The sequence below is a fragment of the Amorphus sp. 3PC139-8 genome, from assembly GCF_040750475.1.
Taxonomy (GTDB): Bacteria; Pseudomonadota; Alphaproteobacteria; order Rhizobiales; family Amorphaceae; genus Amorphus.
This window is the reverse complement of record NZ_JABJVY010000053.1, coordinates 1-15,670: the sequence shown is the minus strand read 5'-3', so window position 1 is coordinate 15,670 and position 15,670 is coordinate 1. Positions and strand designations below refer to the sequence as shown.

Below are 15,670 nucleotides of genomic sequence, written 5' to 3'. Positions count from 1 at the left end.
TTCGCTGGCGGCGCGCCGTTCACGGTGGCGGGCGTTCCGCTCGGCGAGGACGTGGCGCTTGTCGGCGCCGGCCTGGAACTCGACCTCGGCGCCCAGCCACAGATGGGCATCGCCGGCGTCAGCCTCGGCGTCTCCTACGATGGCCAGTTCGGATCCGGCGTCACCGACAACGCCGCACAGGGACGACTCACCATCGAATTCTAAAGAGGAGGGCGTTCGGCTCCGACCAGAGCCGAACGCATGATCCGAAGTCTAACGCGGAATGAGATGCCGGCAGACATGAGGCTGCCGGCTTTCTTTTCGCCTATCGGCCCGATTGTGCGACGCGGCCGAACCGCCACCAGCGGGAACAGAGTTTAAAACGCAGCGTCGAGAAGCGTTCAAAAAATCGGGGATGCCGTCCATTCCGGCTTGAACAAGACACTGAACCCCAATAGGTATCCAGGCCATGTGGCGACGTGGCGGAGTGGTTACGCAGCGGACTGCAAATCCGTGTACGCCGGTTCGATTCCGGCCGTCGCCTCCACCCCCTCCCCAATCCTGACTTTGCTTATTTCGAGCGCGCGGCATTGAGTCCGGGCCACAGGCTCAAGCGACGCAGGCGTGCCGGCCATGAGGATCGGAATCAAGCACCGGTCAGCCCGGCTGAGCGCGCAAAGCGCCTGGGCCACGACCCGTTTCGCCTTTCACTGGCTCCCGGACCGGCCCAGCCCACTGTTCTGGTATGCTCCCGGACGGAGAAACGCTTTCCAGTTCGCCAGGAGACGCACTATCCGCCCTGGGCCGCCCGAACCTGCTCTTCCGTCAGCCCCGGCAGAACGAACACCTGCCCCGGATAGATCAGGTTCGGATCGCGAATCTGGCGGTCGTTGGCCTGATAGATCGTGGTGTAGCGGAAGCCATCGCCGTAGAAATTGCGCGCAATGGTCCAAAGCGCATCGCCCCGGCGCACCAGAACCCGCACACCGTCCTCATTGGAATCCAGCACCTCGAGCTGTGGGCCGTCGCTTGCCGGGGCATCCCGGCTGCCCATTTCGGGGGCCGGCGCAGCCGCTTCGTCCGTCCGATAACCGAACGGCACTTCGGCCCGCGCCGTCACCGCGCCCTCCATGTTGCGGACCTGGTCGGCGCGGATGCTGTAGGTTCCGGGCGTGATGTCCATCGCGGTCTGGAACGTCCAGTGGCCGTCGCCATCAGCGCGTACGGCCCCCACGAAGTCCTGGTTCAGATAGAGCCAGATCGTCGCCCCAGGCTCGCTCGTGCCCTGAACCACGAATTGGTTCTCCTTGGAGACCTCGGCGCTATCGATGGTCACCGGCACCTTGGGTGCCTGCAGGGTGTCCTTCTGCGCCGCATCGCGCGCATAGGCGATTTCCGCGTTGCCACCGGTTCCAGTCAGCGCATTGTCGGACACATTCTCCGAGGAAGCCGCGGTCTCGGCCGCAGCCGGCGCATCGGCGGCGCCAGTCTTCGCCGCGGGTGTCGAATCCTGCGCAACGGTTGCCTCCGACGGCTCGCGTGGCACCGTCATCGTCTCCTCGCGCACGACGAGGTTCGCAATGACTGTGTCCCCGCCCTCGCTCGCATCGGACGAAGCCGCCATTTTGCCGCCGGCCGCCTCAGCGTCCGCCGTATCGGATGCAGCCGAGCCCTGCGAAGAGGCCGGGCCAGTCGGCGCGGCGGCCGTTGTGGTCTCTGCGGCAGACGTTCCGCTGCTGCCCGAGGCGGCCGCATTGGACGCGACCTCGGTCGTGGCCGGAGCCTTGGAGGCAGACGCTATGGCAGTCTGCTCGTCCGGCTTCTGTAAGACCTCCACCGGACCATCCGCGCGCGAGAGCGCCACCAGCGGCGTTTCGGTGCCGTTTTGTGGGATCGAGACGGCGAGCCGATCGCTCGAGGTCGCAGGCGCCTTCCCGTTCGGGTGACTGCTGTGGAGCGCGAGATCGTAATCGCCCGGCGGAAGCGGCTTATCGAGCACGATGACCCATTCGCCGGCCGTGTTGGTGGTGGCCGACGCGATCGCCGTGCCGTTGGCGCGCAGTTCGACCGTCGCGCCCGGGCTCGCCCGCCCGGCAATCACCGCATCTCCCGATGGCTCGACCCGCACCACGTCATAGGTCGGGGTCTCCAGTTCGATGCTCTCGACCGTCCGGGTCTCGGTGTCGGCGGTCGCATCGTCCTGGCCTGCGGCCGATGTGGTATCGCTCTTGGTCGGTGTTACCGAAGATGCCGACGTTGTCCTGTTCTGGACGTTGGAACCGGCCTGCGAAGTGGCACCGGATGCCTGCCCCGCCGGTGCGCTCGCTTCGGACGACGCAGTCGTCCTCCCGCTGGTGGTCGCAACCGACGGAGCGGGCTTTTCCGCGCCGAGCTGCGAGGCGGCTTCGTTCGTCGCCGGCTGAGATGCGTCAGCCGTCTCGGCGGTCGGTCCGGACGCGGATCCGGAGCTGGTTTCCCCGCCAGATGCGGACGTCGCGGCTGGCGCGCCACCGGCCTCCGGCGCAGTCACTGCGGTCTTCGCGTCACCCGCCGGCTTCGGTGCGGCAGCGGTGACCGGTTCGTCCGAGCGTCGTTCGGCGCGATAGGCGGAATACGCACCGATTGCCCCCACGGCAATCACAAACAAGACGGCGCCGGTTGTCGCTCGTGAACTCATCTCTATCGCTCCGGCGCGTGGCGGGCAGATCCCGCTGCCGGCTCCTGCTGGCATGCCCGCCGACTGCGAATCGGGCTGGGCCGATTGGTGACGATTCAAACCGTACGCGACTGGATTACAACGTGAGATATGATCTCTATTGCCCTCGTAGCGCCGAAAACCGCGCCAAACAACACGTGGTGCGCCCTCTCGACGAAAGCTGAGGGGCATTCTTGACGCGCTGCGGCATGCCTGCCACATGCAAGCCTATGGCAACCTTGAAAAGCGTATGCGTCTATTGCGGCTCGGGACATGGGATCAATCCCGCCTATGAGGCCGCCGCATCGGAGTTCGGCCGGTCGTTGGCCGACGAAGGCATCGAACTCGTCTATGGCGGCGGGTCGGTCGGCTTGATGGGCACGCTTGCCCTGTCGACGCTGACGGCCGGCGGCAAGGTCACCGGCGTGATCCCGCAGTTCCTCAAGGACCGCGAGGTGATGCTCAACGACGTCACCGAGTTGATCACGACCGGCGACATGCACGAGCGCAAGCGGACCATGTTCGAGCGCGCCGACGCATTCGTCGCCCTGCCCGGCGGGATCGGAACCCTGGAAGAGGTCGTCGAAATGATGACCTGGTCTCAGCTCGGCCAGCACGAAAAGCCGATTCTGCTGGCCAATGTGAACCGGTTCTGGGACCCGCTGATCGACCTGTTCGAGCACATGCGCCAGGAGGCCTTCCTGCGTCCCGGCCTCGACGTCGCCTTCGTGGTGGTCGATCGGGTGACCGATATCGTCCCCCGCCTGCGCGAGGCGGTCGCCCGCCGCGAAACGCTGAAAGGCGGTCAGACAGAAGGCGACGACGCCACCATCGAGCGGCTGTAGCGCCTTCCGATTTCGGGCCGCAACGACCCGAAATCATGACAAGGGTATCGTCCGCTACTCCGCTGCGACCCGCAGCTCCTCACCCATTTTCATCAGCCGATAAGTGATGGAGTCCGTCAGCGCCTGGAACGAGGCGTCGACGATGTTGGGCGACACGCCGATCGTGAACCAGCGATTGCCGACGGAATCGCCGCTTTCGATCAAAACGCGGGTGGTCGCCGCAGTCGAGCCGTTCAGGATACGAACCTTGAAATCCAGAAGCTCCAGGTCCGCGATCGCTTCCTGATAGGGGCCGAGATCCTTGCGCAGCGCCAGGTCGAGCGCGTTGACAGGACCGTTGCCTTCGGAGACCGACATCACCGACTGGCCGCCCACTTCCATCTTCACCACCGCTTCCGACACCGTCACCAGCTCGCCGATGGCATTGTGGCGACGTTCCACCATGACCCGGAACGACTTCACGTCGAAGAAGCGCGGCACGGAATCGAGCGCCCGGCGCGCCATCAGCTCGAACGAGGCATCGGCGGCCTCGTAGGCATAGCCTTCCGCCTCGCGCTGCTTGATGTCGGCGAGAAGTCGGTCGAGACGCGGATCGTCGCTCGCCACCGACAGGCCGAAGCGCTCCAGCTCGGCGAGCAGGTTCGACTTGCCGGCCTGGTCGGAGACGAGAACGCGCCGCCGGTTGCCGACGCTTTCCGGCGGTATGTGCTCGTAGGTCTCCGGCTCCTTGGCGATCGCGGAGGCATGGATGCCCGCCTTGGTGGTGAACGCCGCCGCCCCGACATAAGGCGCATGGACGTTGGGCGCCCGGTTCAGCAGCTCGTCAAACCGGCGCGCGAGCGGAGTAATGTCCGCCAAAGCATCGTCGGTGACGCCGATCTCGAACAGGTCCTTGTAGGGCGCCTTCAGCTTCAGCGTCGGGATCAAGGTGATCAGGTTGGCGTTGCCGCAGCGTTCGCCGATCCCGTTCAAGGTGCCCTGGATCTGGCGGGCCCCGCCACGCACGGCAGCGAGCGAGTTGGCCACCGCGTGGCCGGTGTCGTCATGGGCGTGGATGCCGATATGGCTGCCCGGCACGCGCTCGCAGACGGTGCGCACCACACTCTCGATCGTATCCGGCATGGTGCCGCCGTTGGTGTCGCACAGGATCACCCAGCGCGCGCCCGCACGATAGGCCGTCTCCACGCAAGCGAGCGCAAAATCCGGATCGGCGGCGTAGCCGTCGAAGAAATGCTCGCAATCGACCAGGGCCTCCTTGCCGGCGGCTAGGGCGGCGCCGACGGATTCCGCGATCCCGTCCAGGTTCTCCTCCAGGCTAATGCCGAGCGCGACCCGCACGTGATAGTCCCAGGACTTGGCGACGAAGCAGATCGAATCCGACGCCGACTGCAAAAGCGTGGCCAGCCCCGGATCGTTGGAAACCGATCGCCCAGCCCGCTTGGTCATGCCGAACGCGGTGAAGCGAGCGCGCGTGGTGCGCGGGCTCTGGAAGAAGGCCGTGTCGGTGGGGTTCGCACCGGGATAGCCGCCCTCGATATAGTCGACCCCGAGTTCTTCCAGGATGTCGACGACGGCGATCTTCTCGGCGAGCGAGAAGTTCAGACCATGGGTCTGGGCGCCGTCGCGCAACGTGGTGTCGAACAGGGTGAGGGTTTCTTTCGCGTCGCTCATCGGGCGACCTCCCAGGTGGTGGTCGGCTTCCCCGTTTCCGGGTCCTTGCCGTCCTTCAAAACAATACCGCGATCCGCAAGGCTGTCGCGGATGCGATCGGCCTCGGAAAAATCCTTTGCCGCACGCGCCGCCGCCCGAGCGGCGATCTGCTCGGCAATCTCCGCCTCGGGAACCGGCGGAACCAGCTCGCGCGCTTCGGCTTGATGCGGATCGATCCCAAGCAGAGCGAGCGAAGCGGCTAAGCGCGCAGCCGCATCCGGATCGGAGCGTCCATCCTCGCCTGCGGCTTTGGCGATTTCGTGCAGGCGGGCGATCGCGCGCGGTGTGTTGAGATCGTCGGCGAGCGCCTGCACGACACCCGCGTCCGGCTCACCCGTCGGCGACACATCGCCAATCCGCCGTGCCCATCGCCGGAGCGTCGTCTCGGCGTCCTGAAGCGCACGCACGGTCCAATCGATCGGCTGGCGATAGTCGGTCCCGAGCATGGCCAACCGCAGTACCGCGCCCGGCCACGAGCGCCCTCCGAAGGCCTCGCCCGACAGAAGATCGCGAATGGTGATGAAGTTGCCGAGCGACTTCGACATCTTCTCGCCTTCCACCTGGAGGAAGCCGTTGTGCATCCATACGCTCGCCATCCGGTCGGTGTGGAAGCAGGCGCAAGACTGGGCGACCTCGTTTTCGTGATGCGGGAAGACCAGGTCGATGCCGCCGCCATGAATGTCGAACTGATGCGGGCGCGCCCTCGCCTCTTGGCTCAGCCGGTCGTTCAGCTCCCGCCATAGAAAGCGATCGGCCATCGCGGAGCATTCGATGTGCCAGCCCGGCCGCCCGTGGCCTTCCAGGCCACACGGACTCGGCCAGCCCGGTTCGCCCTCGGCAGAGGGCTTCCACAGCACGAAGTCGGCCGGATCCTTCTTGTAGGGAGCGACTTCGACACGCGCGCCGGCCCGCATTTCATCCATCGACCGGCCCGACAGCTTGCCGTAGGCGGCCAGCGAGGGGACATGGAACAGGACGTGCCCCTCGGCCACATAGGCGTTGCCGGAGGAGACCAGCGCCTCGATCATCGCGGTCATATCGTCGATGTGCTCGGTCGCGCGAGGCTCCACCGTCGGCGGCAGGCAGTTGAGCGCGGCGACGTCCTCGCGGAAGTCGGCGAGCGTGGTCTCGGTCAATTCGCGGATCGAGATATCGCGCTCGGCGGCACGCGCATTAATCTTGTCGTCGACGTCCGTGACGTTGCGGACATAGGTCACGTGCGCGGCGCCATAGAGGTGGCGCAAGAGCCGGAACAAGACATCGAACACGATCAACGGCCGCGCGTTGCCGATGTGAGCGCGGTCGTACACCGTCGGACCGCACACATACATGCGCACGTTGTCCGGATCGATCGGCCGGAACGGCTCCTTCTGCCGGGTCGCCGTGTTGTGGAGCAGAAGCGTGGTCTCACGCGTCATGCCCGTCTCCCTCCGTCGCCGGCCGGGTCCGCGATCTCTTCCGATTGTCCATTTGGGCAGAAGAAGACGGCCACAGCCAGCGAGCGCTAGCTGTTAATAATGATCCCGCAAAGAGTGGCGGCGAACGTCTTCATGGGCCTTCGTTTGGTCGATTGCGCGGTCCGCGTCAAGCCCACGATGTTGAGAGACGCGCGCAAAGACGGTTCGGCGCAAGATACGGCCACTCCGATTCAGTCGTTTTTAACCCTCAAACCAGCAATCTCAAGAAAACCATACGCTGGTCAAAAATGGCTGGCCAGATCGGTCCGTGTACGCACTTCGGGCAAGAGCGACACCGCGCGCTCCGCCTGACATTGCGATCCATCAAAGATCGAGAGCCATTTTCGGCGTCAACGAGAACGCAAAGGTGCCCCACCGTTTCGGGAACCCAGTCGCGGAAGGAACGACCATGCTGCGGACTACTCTTCAAGCCTGCTGCGCCGCGCTTGTTCTTGCCGTCCTCGTGCTTGGACCGCTGGTGCTGTTTGCCGGGGCGGAGCGCTTCAGCCGCGATCCGGGCATGCTGTCGGACCGCATGCCCTGCGGCATGACCGGGCTTGATTGCACCGACCGGCAGATGCTGGCGAAGGCGCAGATGCGCCAGTAGGCGGTTCCGCCGACGTCGTCGCCGAAACTCCACACCCCCGAAAAACCAGCCCTTCCCTCCTCGTTAAACTTCCTGAACGTCGGCTAAAAGCCGCAATCAGGCTCGGTTCAGTGCCGGTTTGCCATCTTCGCGATCGAAAGGACGCACCGCGGTGCGTCGCCCAAGATTTCGATACGGAGAAGCCCGATGACCCGCACCCTGATCCAAGCCGTTTCCGCCGGCGCCCTGATGGCAGCCGTGTTCGTCGGACCGATTGCCGTCTCCGCCATCGCGTTCAAAGACACGCCCTCGATCCTGGACGACAAGGTGTTGTGCTATGCGCGCGGCATCTCCTGCGGCGAAGGTCCGGTGCTCTTGCCGGCGGTTCTGGGGATGCGATGAGCCGAACTGAGGTCGTCAAACATTGGCGCGCACGACCGCTGCCTGACAATGCAATTGGGTTGTTGAGAAGGACGGTATCGGGATCTGGTCGGGGCTCAGAAGCAACGGGATCTCCGTGCAGGCAAGCACGACCCCTTCGGCCCCGCGTTCGGCCAGCGCCGCGATAATCTGCAGATAGCCGTCCCGAGTCTCATCGGTGAAGACGTCCCTCACCATCTCCTCATAGATCCGCTCATGGACATAGGCCCTTTCGGCCTCGTCGGGCACGATCGTTTCGATCCCGTGGGAAGCGAAGATCTCCGGATAGAAATCGCCCTCCATCGTCTTGCGGACGCCAAGAAGGGCGACCCGTCGAAGCCCGGCCTCAACGATGGCCTCGGCCGTCGGTTCGGCGATGTGGAGAAAGGGGATCGATATCTGCGGTGCGATCTCCGGCACGAACCGGTGCACGTCGTTGCAGGTGATGACGGCGAAATCCGCCCCTGCCCGCTCAATACCCCGAGCCGCTTCCAGGATTTGAGCGCAGGCGGCGCCCTCGTCCCGGCGATCGATCACGGCTTCGACATAGCGCTGGCGGTCGACGCTTTCCAACACGATACGCGCCGAGGCGACACCGCCCAACCGCTGCTGCGTGAGGAGATTGAGGCGCTTGTAGTAGTCGGCCGTCGATACCCAGCTCAGCCCGCCAATCAGGCCGATCTTCTTCATGAGCGCTCCATGTCTGGCGACCGTTCGCGGCATCTCCGGCGGCGAAGGCCAGGTGCTGCTGCCGGCCGTCTTAGGGATGCGGTGAGGTGGTGCTTTGCTGTGTACTGTCGGAAAACGGTGAAACCAGGCTCCTATGCCGGCCTGAACCGACGGGAGCGAAGAGAGTTGACCCGCCAAGCGCAGATTCTGGCTCCGCCCATTCCCGCGAAAGCGGGAATCCATAGGGCGTCACAATAAATGCTCAGATCACGAGGTTCGGTGGCCGGAAGGTTGGTCCGATCGAGCGGACACCTCCCGCATTCAGGACGGCATCCAATTCACTATGGATTCCCGCTTTCGCGGGAATGAGCGGAGTTTTTGGCTCCGGACGGCAAACCGCTTCGCACTTTTCCTGGCGTTGCTCTAGCGATTCCACCGCATGAGCTGGATGTCCAGGTCGCGGATCTTCTTGCGCAACGTGTTCCGGTTCACGCCGAGGAGTTCCGCCGCTTTGATCTGGTTGCCGCGGGTGGCGGCAAGGGCGGCCGAGATCAGCGGATACTCCACGTCGCGAATGATCCGGTGATACAGGCCGGGCGGGGGAAGCTGGTTGCCGAAGCTTGCGAAATAGGCGTTCAGATGCCGCTCCACGGAGAGCGGCAGCGTCTCGTCCTCGCGGGACTCCGGCGCGTCGCTTTCGCTGGTGACGGGCGTTTCGGCCTGTTCGAGCTCGTGCTCGATCAGCGCCGTCGTGATCACGTCCTGGGGGTAGAGCGCGGCCAGTCTGCGCACCAGATTTTCCAGCTCGCGCACATTGCCGGGCCAGCGATAGGCCTGCAACCGCTCCAGCGCATCGGGCTCCAGCCGCTTGGCCGGCAGCCCTTCCCGTTCGATCTCCACGAAGAAGTGCCGGACCAGATCGGGAATGTCCTCGCGCCGTTCGCGCAGCGGCGGGATCCGGATCGGCACCACGTTCAAGCGGAAAAACAGGTCTTCGCGGAACAGGCCCTGGCGGATCAATTGGCGTAGGTCGCGGTGCGTCGCCGCCACGATCCGCACGTTGGTCTTGATCGGAGTACGGCCGCCGACGGTAGTATACTCGCCCTGCTGCAGCACCCGCAGAAGCCGGGTCTGGGCCTCCATCGGCATGTCGCCGATCTCGTCCAGGAACAAGGTGCCGCCTTCGGCCTGTTCGAAGCGGCCGGCATGGCGCGAGGCGGCGCCGGTGAAGGCGCCTTTCTCATGGCCGAACAGCTCCGCCTCGATCAGGTCCTTTGGGATCGCCGCCATATTGATAGCGACGAACGGTCCCTTGCGCCGCTTGCCGTAATCGTGGAGCGCGCGGGCGACCAGCTCCTTGCCGGTGCCAGACTCCCCCACGATCATCACGGAAAGGTCGGTCTGCATCAGCCGGGCGAGCACCCGGTAGATGTCCTGCATGGCCGGCGACCGTCCGACCAGCGGGATCTTTTCGCTGGATTCGTCCGGCGGCTCGACCTCCCGCGTCGATTTCGGCTCCGCCAGCGCGCGCCCGACGATCGCCGTCAGCTCCTTCAGGTCGAACGGCTTCGGCAGATATTCGTAGGCACCGCGCTCCGACGCCTTGATCGCCGTCATGAACGTGTTCTGCGCGCTCATCACCACGATCGGCAGATCCGGTCGGATCTTCTTGATACGCGGGATCAGATCGAAGGCGTTCTCGTCTGGCATCACCACGTCGGTGATCACCAGATCGCCCTGGCCTTGGCTCACCCAGTTCCACAAGGTGGTGGCGTTCGAAGTCAGCCGCACCTCGTAGCCGACTCTGGAGAGGGCCTGGTTGAGAACCGTGCGGATTGCCGCGTCGTCATCGGCGACGAGGATGGTACCTTGGGACATCACTGCTCCGTGTCCGTGCCGGCGTGCTGATCCCGCTCAAGGAAGGCCGGCATCAGAATGCGAAATGTGGTTCCCCCGCTGCCCGTGTCGCACTCGATCACGCCGCCATGGTCGCCGATGATCTTGGCGACCAGCGCGAGGCCGAGGCCGGTTCCGTTCGTCTTGGTGGTGATGAACGGATCGAACAGGTGCGGCAGGATATCGTCCGGCACGCCGGGTCCGTTGTCGCGCACGCAGAATTCCAGCGGCAAGCTGACACGGTCGGTGCTGCCGGGAACCGACAGCCGAATGCCGGGGCGAAACGCCGTCGACAGGACGATCTCGGCGTCGGGATCGTCGCCCAGCGCCTCGGTGGCGTTCTTCACCAGGTTGATGAAGACTTGGATGAGCTGATCGCGGTTGGCGTAGACCGGCGGCAGCGAGGGGTCGTAATCCTCCACGATCCTGACAGCGCGCGCGAAGCCCGAGGTGGTCAGCCGCTTCACATGCTCCAGAACCGCGTGGATGTTGACGGGTTCGCGGGCGATCGGCCGCTCGTCGGAAAACACCTCCATCCGGTCGACCAGCTTGACGATCCGGTCGGCCTCGTCGGTGATCAGGCGCGCAAGCACTCGGTCGTCTTCCGAAAGGCCGGTTTCCAGAAGCTGGGCGGCCCCGCGAATGCCCGAAAGCGGATTCTTGATCTCGTGGGCAAGCATCGCGGCGAGTCCGGTCACGGTTCGCGCAGCCCCTCGGGAGGTCAATTGCCGATCCATCTTGTCGGCCATTGTCCGCTCTTGCAGCATCACCACGATCTCGTCGGCCTCTTCAGCCATGGGGGCGGCGTAAATGTCGACGATCCGATCCGCCCCAAGCCGGGGCGATGAGAGGTCGACACGGTACTCCGCCACTGCGCCCCCCCGCGCCCGCACTTGCACGAGGAGTGCCAACAGCGGGCTGCCGAACGGGACGAGATCGGCAATCTTGATGCGTTTGAGGAATGGAAGACTCGCCTGAAAGAACACCTCGGCGGCGCTGTTGGCGGCCTCGATTCGGTCTTCGGCGTCCAGAAGCACGATCGGATGCGGCAGCGCATCCAGCATGCGTTCGGAAAGCGGATGCTGGTCGCTCATGCCGCGGCCACCTCGCTGGAGGCTTCGGAAAACCAGAGGGATAGAAGCGGCCCGATGCGCGATGGCGTCTCCTCCGTCAGGATCGCCCTGCGCAAGGCCGGGCGCTCCTCGGCAAACCCGCACGCCACCGCATGGTTCAGCGCCGCCGCCAAATGTTTGCGCGCGGTCCGCACGCCCAGAAAGCCGCCATAGTGGCTGGCCGTTGTTTCGAACAGCTCGATGGTGATCTCTCCAAAATTGTCAGGGGCCTGTTCGGCCTCGTGTCCTTCCGTCAGCGCGCGGGCGATCGCGCCGGGCAGCCAGGGCTTTCCGGTCGCCGCGCGGCCGACCATCACGCCCGCCGCACCCGAACGCGTCAGCAGCGCGCGGGCATCCGCAACGCTTGCGCAATCGCCGTTGGCGATCACCGGGATCGAGACCGCCTCCACGACGGGCCGAATCGCGGCCCAGTCGGCCTCTCCGCGATAGAATTGTTGGCGGGTGCGCCCATGTACCGTGACAAGGGCAACGCCCTCGACCTCCGCCCGCCGTGCCAACTCCGGCGCGTTGATGGTTTCCGCGTCCCAGCCAAGCCGCATCTTCACCGTGACAGGAACCGAAACCGCGCCCCGCACGGCCGCAATCAGCGAGACGGCATGGTCGAGATCGCGCATCAGTGCTGATCCCGCCAATCCGCCAACCACCCGCTTCGCCGGACAGCCCATGTTGATGTCGATGATCTCCGCCCCGTTCGCCTCGACCATGCGGGCTGCGTCGGCGAGCAGATCGGCGCGGCAACCGGCGAGCTGAACCGCGCGCGGCGAGATCCCATCGCACTCCGCCTTCATGACCGCCTCGACCTCGCCGAGGACGAGGCGGTCGCTCGCCACCATCTCGGAGAACACGAGGCCTGCGCCCATTCTTTGGGCAATCCTTCGAAACGGAAGATCGCTCACGCCGGACATCGGCGCGAGCGCTACGGGATTGGGCAGCGCGTACCCGCCGACGGAAAGGGGCGTTCGGGTGCTCGGATCCGGCATGCCTACTCTCTACGCATAATGCTATGCTGCCTACAATGTAGACATTTTTATCCCGACAGCAAGCGCGGGCTGTTGAGGACGGAACCCTTGTCGGGTGACAGGCTCCCGCCTTAAACGAATGGTGGGAGCGCGCAAGGAAAGAGCGGATTGTGACCACGCCGGGGCAGACACATTTGAAAACATCACCGAAGGTCGCCGCCGTGGTCGTTGCGGCCGGGCGCGGCGTGCGGGCGGCAGCCCCCGGCTCGCCGTTGCCGAAACAGTATCGCCCCTTGGGCGGCGCCCCGGTTTTGACCCGGACCCTGACCGCGCTTCTGGAAAGCCCGTTGATCGACACGGTGGTCGTCGCAACCCATCCCGACGACGAAGCGCTCTACAAGGCGGCTGCCCCCATCCATCCGAAGCTACTCCCCCCGGTGGCGGGTGGCGCCTCACGTCAGGCCTCGGTGCGGCTGGGGCTGGAGCGGCTCGCCGTGGATGCGCCCGATATCGTGCTCGTCCACGATGCGGTGCGGCCCTTCGTCACCGATGCACTGGTGCGCCGGCTGATCGACGCGCTCGCGCGTGCAGATGGCGCGATCCCCGCGCTCGCGGTGACCGACACGGTCAAGCGCGTCGTTGACGATCATGTCGCCGAAACCGTCTCCCGCGACGGGCTCTATACGGTCCAGACGCCCCAGGCCTTTCGGTACGCCCCGCTCCTTGCCGCCCACAGAAAGGCTGTCGCCGCCGATTCCGACCGCTTCACCGATGACGCCAGCATCGCCGAGTGGGCGGATCTGTCGGTCGCGATCGTTCCCGGCGATCCGAACAACCGTAAACTGACGACGGCGGCCGACATCGTTGGTGCCGGACGCGCCTTCGCCCCGAATCCCGTCGCCGAGGAGGTCCGCGTCGGATCCGGATTCGACGTCCACCGATTCGGTCCCGGCACCTCCGTGATGTTGGGCGGCATCGAAATCGCGCACGATCGCGGCCTCGTCGGCCATTCCGATGCCGATGTCGGACTGCACGCGTTGACCGATGCCATTTTCGGAGCACTCGCCGACGGCGACATCGGATCGCACTTCCCGCCGACCGATCCCAGTTTCAAAGGCGCGGCGTCCGATGCATTCCTCGCCTTTGCGGCCGAGCGCGTGGCCAATCGCGGCGGGCGCATCCTGCATCTGGACCTGACGCTGATTTGCGAGCGCCCCAAGGTCGGGCCGCATCGCGACGCGATTCGCGCGCGAATCGCCGACATCGTAGGGTTGCCGCTCACCCGCGTCGCCGTGAAGGCGACCACCAGCGAAGGCCTCGGCTTCACCGGGCGGCGCGAAGGCATCGCCGCCAACGCGACGGCAACCCTTTCTCTCCCCGCCGATTGACGGACCAACGGCAGCTATCCGCGGAGCCATCGATGACCATTCGCGCTTCCCTTCACACCGCGGCGACCGAGCTTCTGGCGCGCTGTCGCGACAAGGGCATTCTGCTCGCCACCGCCGAATCCTGCACGGGCGGCTTGATCGCCGCGACACTAACGGAGATTCCGGGCTCCTCCGACGTCGTGGATCGCGGCTTCGTCACCTACTCCAATGCCGCCAAGACCGACCTTCTGGGCGTGCCGGCGGCGCTGATCGAAGAAGTCGGCGCCGTCAGCGAGGATGTCGCCCGCGCCATGGCCAAGGGCGCGCTGGCGCGCTCCAATGCCGATGTCACGATCGCCGTCACCGGAGTCGCCGGTCCCGGCGGCGGCAGCGAGGAGAAGCCTGTCGGCCTCGTTCATTTTGCCGCAGCCCGCACCGGACGCCCCACACTGCACCGGGAAAAACGGTTTGGCGACATTGGCCGCAGCGACGTGAGGCTTGAAAGCGTCGCGGAAGCCATTTCCCTCATAGAAGCCATTTTAGAGACCTGAACGGCCCGGTTTTCTCAAAAAACCGCGCCCTAAGGGGATTGCTTCGGTCCAAACGACGCCATGCCTGCGCCCCGATTTCGCCAACTCGCGATTGTCACGGCTGTTTAGGAACCGTATGTTCCGGTCAGAGAGGCGAGCGCATGTTTCGAAGGGCGATCCGCGATCACTCGACGAACGTGTTCGGATACGGCTGGATTTCGCACCGCAATCCACTGAAGCAGAAAAGTGGAGCGGCAAGGAGGGGCCAAGCCGGCGGCCAAGAGACGGATGACACCTAAGCCATCAATGAGACGGTTCGTTCCTGCCGATCGACCTTACGGTCGTCCGGTGCGTTGGATTCCCGGCATGCGGTTCGCGACTGGCCGCTTTTCGCCGAGGGACCGCACCTCACCCAGCCTCGGCCAACTCGGCCCGCTCGAGGTTCGCCTCGCCCGGTCCGCGGCGGAGGTCCGCAAGGCGCAGAACATCCGCTACCGCGTCTTCTACGAGGAGATGGCGGCGATCCCGGACATCAACGTCCTTGCGACGCGCCGGGATATGGATTCCTACGATCCGATCTGCGACCACCTGCTGGTGCTGGATCACGAGGCGCCGCCGAAGGCGTTCCGCCGCAAGAAACCCCAGATCGTCGGCACCTACCGCCTGCTGCGCCAGGAAATAGCCGACATGAACGGCGGCTTCTATACGGCTGGCGAGTACGACATCCAGCCGATGATCGACCGCCATCCCAACCTCAAGTTCCTCGAGCTCGGCCGCTCCTGCGTGTTGAAGCCCTACCGCAACAAGCGGACCGTGGAACTGCTCTGGCACGGCGCCTGGTCGTACGTTTTGATGCACGGCATCGATGTGATGATCGGCTGCGCCAGCCTGGAGGGGACCGACCCCGACCGGCTCGCCACGCCGCTCTCCTTCCTCTACCATAACTGCCTGGCGCCTGAGGAATGGCGGGTAAACGCACTCCCGGAGCGCCACACCGAAATGAATCGCATCCCCAAGGAAGCTGTCGATGCCCGCGCCGCGCTGCATGAGCTGCCGCCGCTGATCAAGGGCTACCTCCGGCTCGGTGCGTTCGTGGGCGACGGAGCGGTGGTGGACCACCAATTCAACACCACCGACGTCATCATCGTACTGCCGGTGTCGGGTATTTCCTCACGCTACATCAACTATTACGGCGCCGACGCAAGCCGCCACGCGAGCTAAAGCAACGCCACCGAAAGTGGGGGACCGGTTTCGCGTCCGGAATTTGTGGTAATAAGCAACGGCCGCCCCAACCTCCGCTTGTGTGTTTGATTTGTGGTTTGCTTGAGCGTCGGAAGGCGTGGCGACGCCTCCCGACGCGGTCAGGCGGCCGTCACTCCGCGGGTCGTGTCTGTCGTGACGCGACCGAGGATGAGTTTGGCCCT

Annotated in this window: 14 protein-coding genes and 1 tRNA gene; 8 read left to right on the top strand and 7 right to left on the bottom strand. The window is 65.0% G+C overall.

Annotated elements, in window-relative coordinates:
• Positions 1-204, top strand: a 204-nt coding sequence (locus HNS03_RS25105; protein WP_367198302.1) for a hypothetical protein, incomplete at its 5' end; no start/stop codon positions are given.
• Between the two features lie 248 nt (positions 205-452).
• Positions 453-526: transfer RNA gene (locus tag HNS03_RS25100), tRNA-Cys, on the top strand.
• Between the two features lie 243 nt (positions 527-769).
• Here the strand turns inward: HNS03_RS25100 and HNS03_RS25095 are convergent.
• On the bottom strand, positions 770-2,656 hold the full coding sequence (locus HNS03_RS25095; protein WP_367198793.1) for a LysM peptidoglycan-binding domain-containing protein: 1,887 nt from the start codon (positions 2,654-2,656) through the stop codon (positions 770-772).
• A 248-nt stretch (positions 2,657-2,904) separates the two neighbouring features.
• Here HNS03_RS25095 and HNS03_RS25090 point away from each other — a divergent pair, with 248 nt between their 5' ends.
• Entirely contained in the window at positions 2,905-3,519 is a 615-nt protein-coding gene (locus HNS03_RS25090; RefSeq protein ID WP_367198792.1) for a TIGR00730 family Rossman fold protein, read from the top strand.
• 54 nt (positions 3,520-3,573) lie between these two features.
• On the opposite strand, the gene cimA is transcribed toward HNS03_RS25090, so the two are convergent.
• Both cimA and cysS read right to left on the bottom strand, forming a co-directional pair.
• Positions 3,574-5,190 carry a citramalate synthase gene (gene cimA / locus HNS03_RS25085; protein ID WP_367198791.1) on the bottom strand — a complete coding sequence of 539 codons (1,617 nt, stop codon included), beginning with the start codon at positions 5,188-5,190 and terminating at the stop codon, positions 3,574-3,576.
• The gene (gene cysS, locus HNS03_RS25080) at positions 5,187-6,647 is read right to left on the bottom strand and encodes a cysteine--tRNA ligase (RefSeq protein WP_367198790.1); all 1,461 of its coding nucleotides are present in this window, start codon (positions 6,645-6,647) and stop codon (positions 5,187-5,189) included. Before cysS ends, cimA begins: the two co-directional genes overlap by 4 nt.
• 448 nt (positions 6,648-7,095) lie before the next feature.
• Between cysS and HNS03_RS25075 the strand changes: the two genes are divergently transcribed.
• Positions 7,096-7,293 (top strand): hypothetical protein, encoded by a 198-nt coding sequence (locus tag HNS03_RS25075; protein WP_367198789.1) that lies wholly within the window; start codon positions 7,096-7,098, stop codon positions 7,291-7,293.
• Positions 7,294-7,479: 186 nt separating this feature from the next.
• Entirely contained in the window at positions 7,480-7,674 is a 195-nt protein-coding gene (locus tag HNS03_RS25070) for a hypothetical protein (protein ID WP_367198788.1), read from the top strand.
• A gap of 15 nt (positions 7,675-7,689) precedes the next feature.
• Here the strand turns inward: HNS03_RS25070 and HNS03_RS25065 are convergent, their stop codons facing one another.
• From HNS03_RS25065 to dusB, 4 genes are all read right to left on the bottom strand, one after another.
• The gene (locus HNS03_RS25065; RefSeq protein WP_367198787.1) at positions 7,690-8,382 is read right to left on the bottom strand and encodes an aspartate/glutamate racemase family protein; all 693 of its coding nucleotides are present in this window, start codon (positions 8,380-8,382) and stop codon (positions 7,690-7,692) included.
• Between the two features lie 402 nt (positions 8,383-8,784).
• Positions 8,785-10,239 carry a nitrogen regulation protein NR(I) gene (ntrC, locus tag HNS03_RS25060; protein WP_367198786.1) on the bottom strand — a complete coding sequence of 485 codons (1,455 nt, stop codon included), beginning with the start codon at positions 10,237-10,239 and terminating at the stop codon, positions 8,785-8,787.
• Positions 10,239-11,351, bottom strand: a complete 1,113-nt coding sequence (locus HNS03_RS25055; protein ID WP_367198785.1) for a nitrogen regulation protein NR(II) — start codon at positions 11,349-11,351, stop codon at positions 10,239-10,241. The genes ntrC and HNS03_RS25055 overlap by 1 nt, the downstream gene beginning before the upstream one ends.
• Positions 11,348-12,370 (bottom strand): tRNA dihydrouridine synthase DusB, encoded by a 1,023-nt coding sequence (dusB, locus tag HNS03_RS25050; protein ID WP_367198784.1) that lies wholly within the window; start codon positions 12,368-12,370, stop codon positions 11,348-11,350. The genes HNS03_RS25055 and dusB overlap by 4 nt, the downstream gene beginning before the upstream one ends.
• 173 nt (positions 12,371-12,543) lie before the next feature.
• On the opposite strand from dusB, the gene HNS03_RS25045 reads away from it, so the two are divergent.
• The 3 genes from HNS03_RS25045 (at position 12,544) to HNS03_RS25035 (ending at position 15,467) form a co-directional block, all read left to right on the top strand.
• Entirely contained in the window at positions 12,544-13,737 is a 1,194-nt protein-coding gene (locus tag HNS03_RS25045; RefSeq protein WP_367198783.1) for a bifunctional 2-C-methyl-D-erythritol 4-phosphate cytidylyltransferase/2-C-methyl-D-erythritol 2,4-cyclodiphosphate synthase, read from the top strand.
• Between the two features lie 32 nt (positions 13,738-13,769).
• The gene (locus HNS03_RS25040) at positions 13,770-14,267 is read left to right on the top strand and encodes a CinA family protein (protein WP_367198782.1); all 498 of its coding nucleotides are present in this window, start codon (positions 13,770-13,772) and stop codon (positions 14,265-14,267) included.
• Between the two features lie 345 nt (positions 14,268-14,612).
• Positions 14,613-15,467: a GNAT family N-acetyltransferase gene (locus HNS03_RS25035; protein WP_367198781.1), complete on the top strand. Its 855-nt coding sequence runs from the start codon at positions 14,613-14,615 to the stop codon at positions 15,465-15,467.
• Positions 15,468-15,670: the final 203 nt, after the last annotated feature.

Excerpts from the sequence above, each read along its gene's own strand:
- HNS03_RS25095 (WP_367198793.1), bottom strand. The coding sequence starts at position 2,656 with ATGAGTTCACGAGCGACAACCGGCGCCGTCTTGTTTGTGATTGCCGTG.
- HNS03_RS25090 (WP_367198792.1), top strand. The coding sequence starts at position 2,905 with ATGGCAACCTTGAAAAGCGTATGCGTCTATTGCGGCTCGGGACATGGG.
- cimA (WP_367198791.1), bottom strand. The coding sequence starts at position 5,190 with ATGAGCGACGCGAAAGAAACCCTCACCCTGTTCGACACCACGTTGCGC.
- cysS (WP_367198790.1), bottom strand. The coding sequence starts at position 6,647 with ATGACGCGTGAGACCACGCTTCTGCTCCACAACACGGCGACCCGGCAG.
- HNS03_RS25075 (WP_367198789.1), top strand. The coding sequence starts at position 7,096 with ATGCTGCGGACTACTCTTCAAGCCTGCTGCGCCGCGCTTGTTCTTGCC.
- HNS03_RS25070 (WP_367198788.1), top strand. The coding sequence starts at position 7,480 with ATGACCCGCACCCTGATCCAAGCCGTTTCCGCCGGCGCCCTGATGGCA.
- HNS03_RS25065 (WP_367198787.1), bottom strand. The coding sequence starts at position 8,382 with ATGAAGAAGATCGGCCTGATTGGCGGGCTGAGCTGGGTATCGACGGCC.
- ntrC (WP_367198786.1), bottom strand. The coding sequence starts at position 10,239 with ATGTCCCAAGGTACCATCCTCGTCGCCGATGACGACGCGGCAATCCGC.
- HNS03_RS25055 (WP_367198785.1), bottom strand. The coding sequence starts at position 11,351 with ATGAGCGACCAGCATCCGCTTTCCGAACGCATGCTGGATGCGCTGCCG.
- dusB (WP_367198784.1), bottom strand. The coding sequence starts at position 12,370 with ATGCCGGATCCGAGCACCCGAACGCCCCTTTCCGTCGGCGGGTACGCG.
- HNS03_RS25040 (WP_367198782.1), top strand. The coding sequence starts at position 13,770 with ATGACCATTCGCGCTTCCCTTCACACCGCGGCGACCGAGCTTCTGGCG.
- HNS03_RS25035 (WP_367198781.1), top strand. The coding sequence starts at position 14,613 with ATGCGGTTCGCGACTGGCCGCTTTTCGCCGAGGGACCGCACCTCACCC.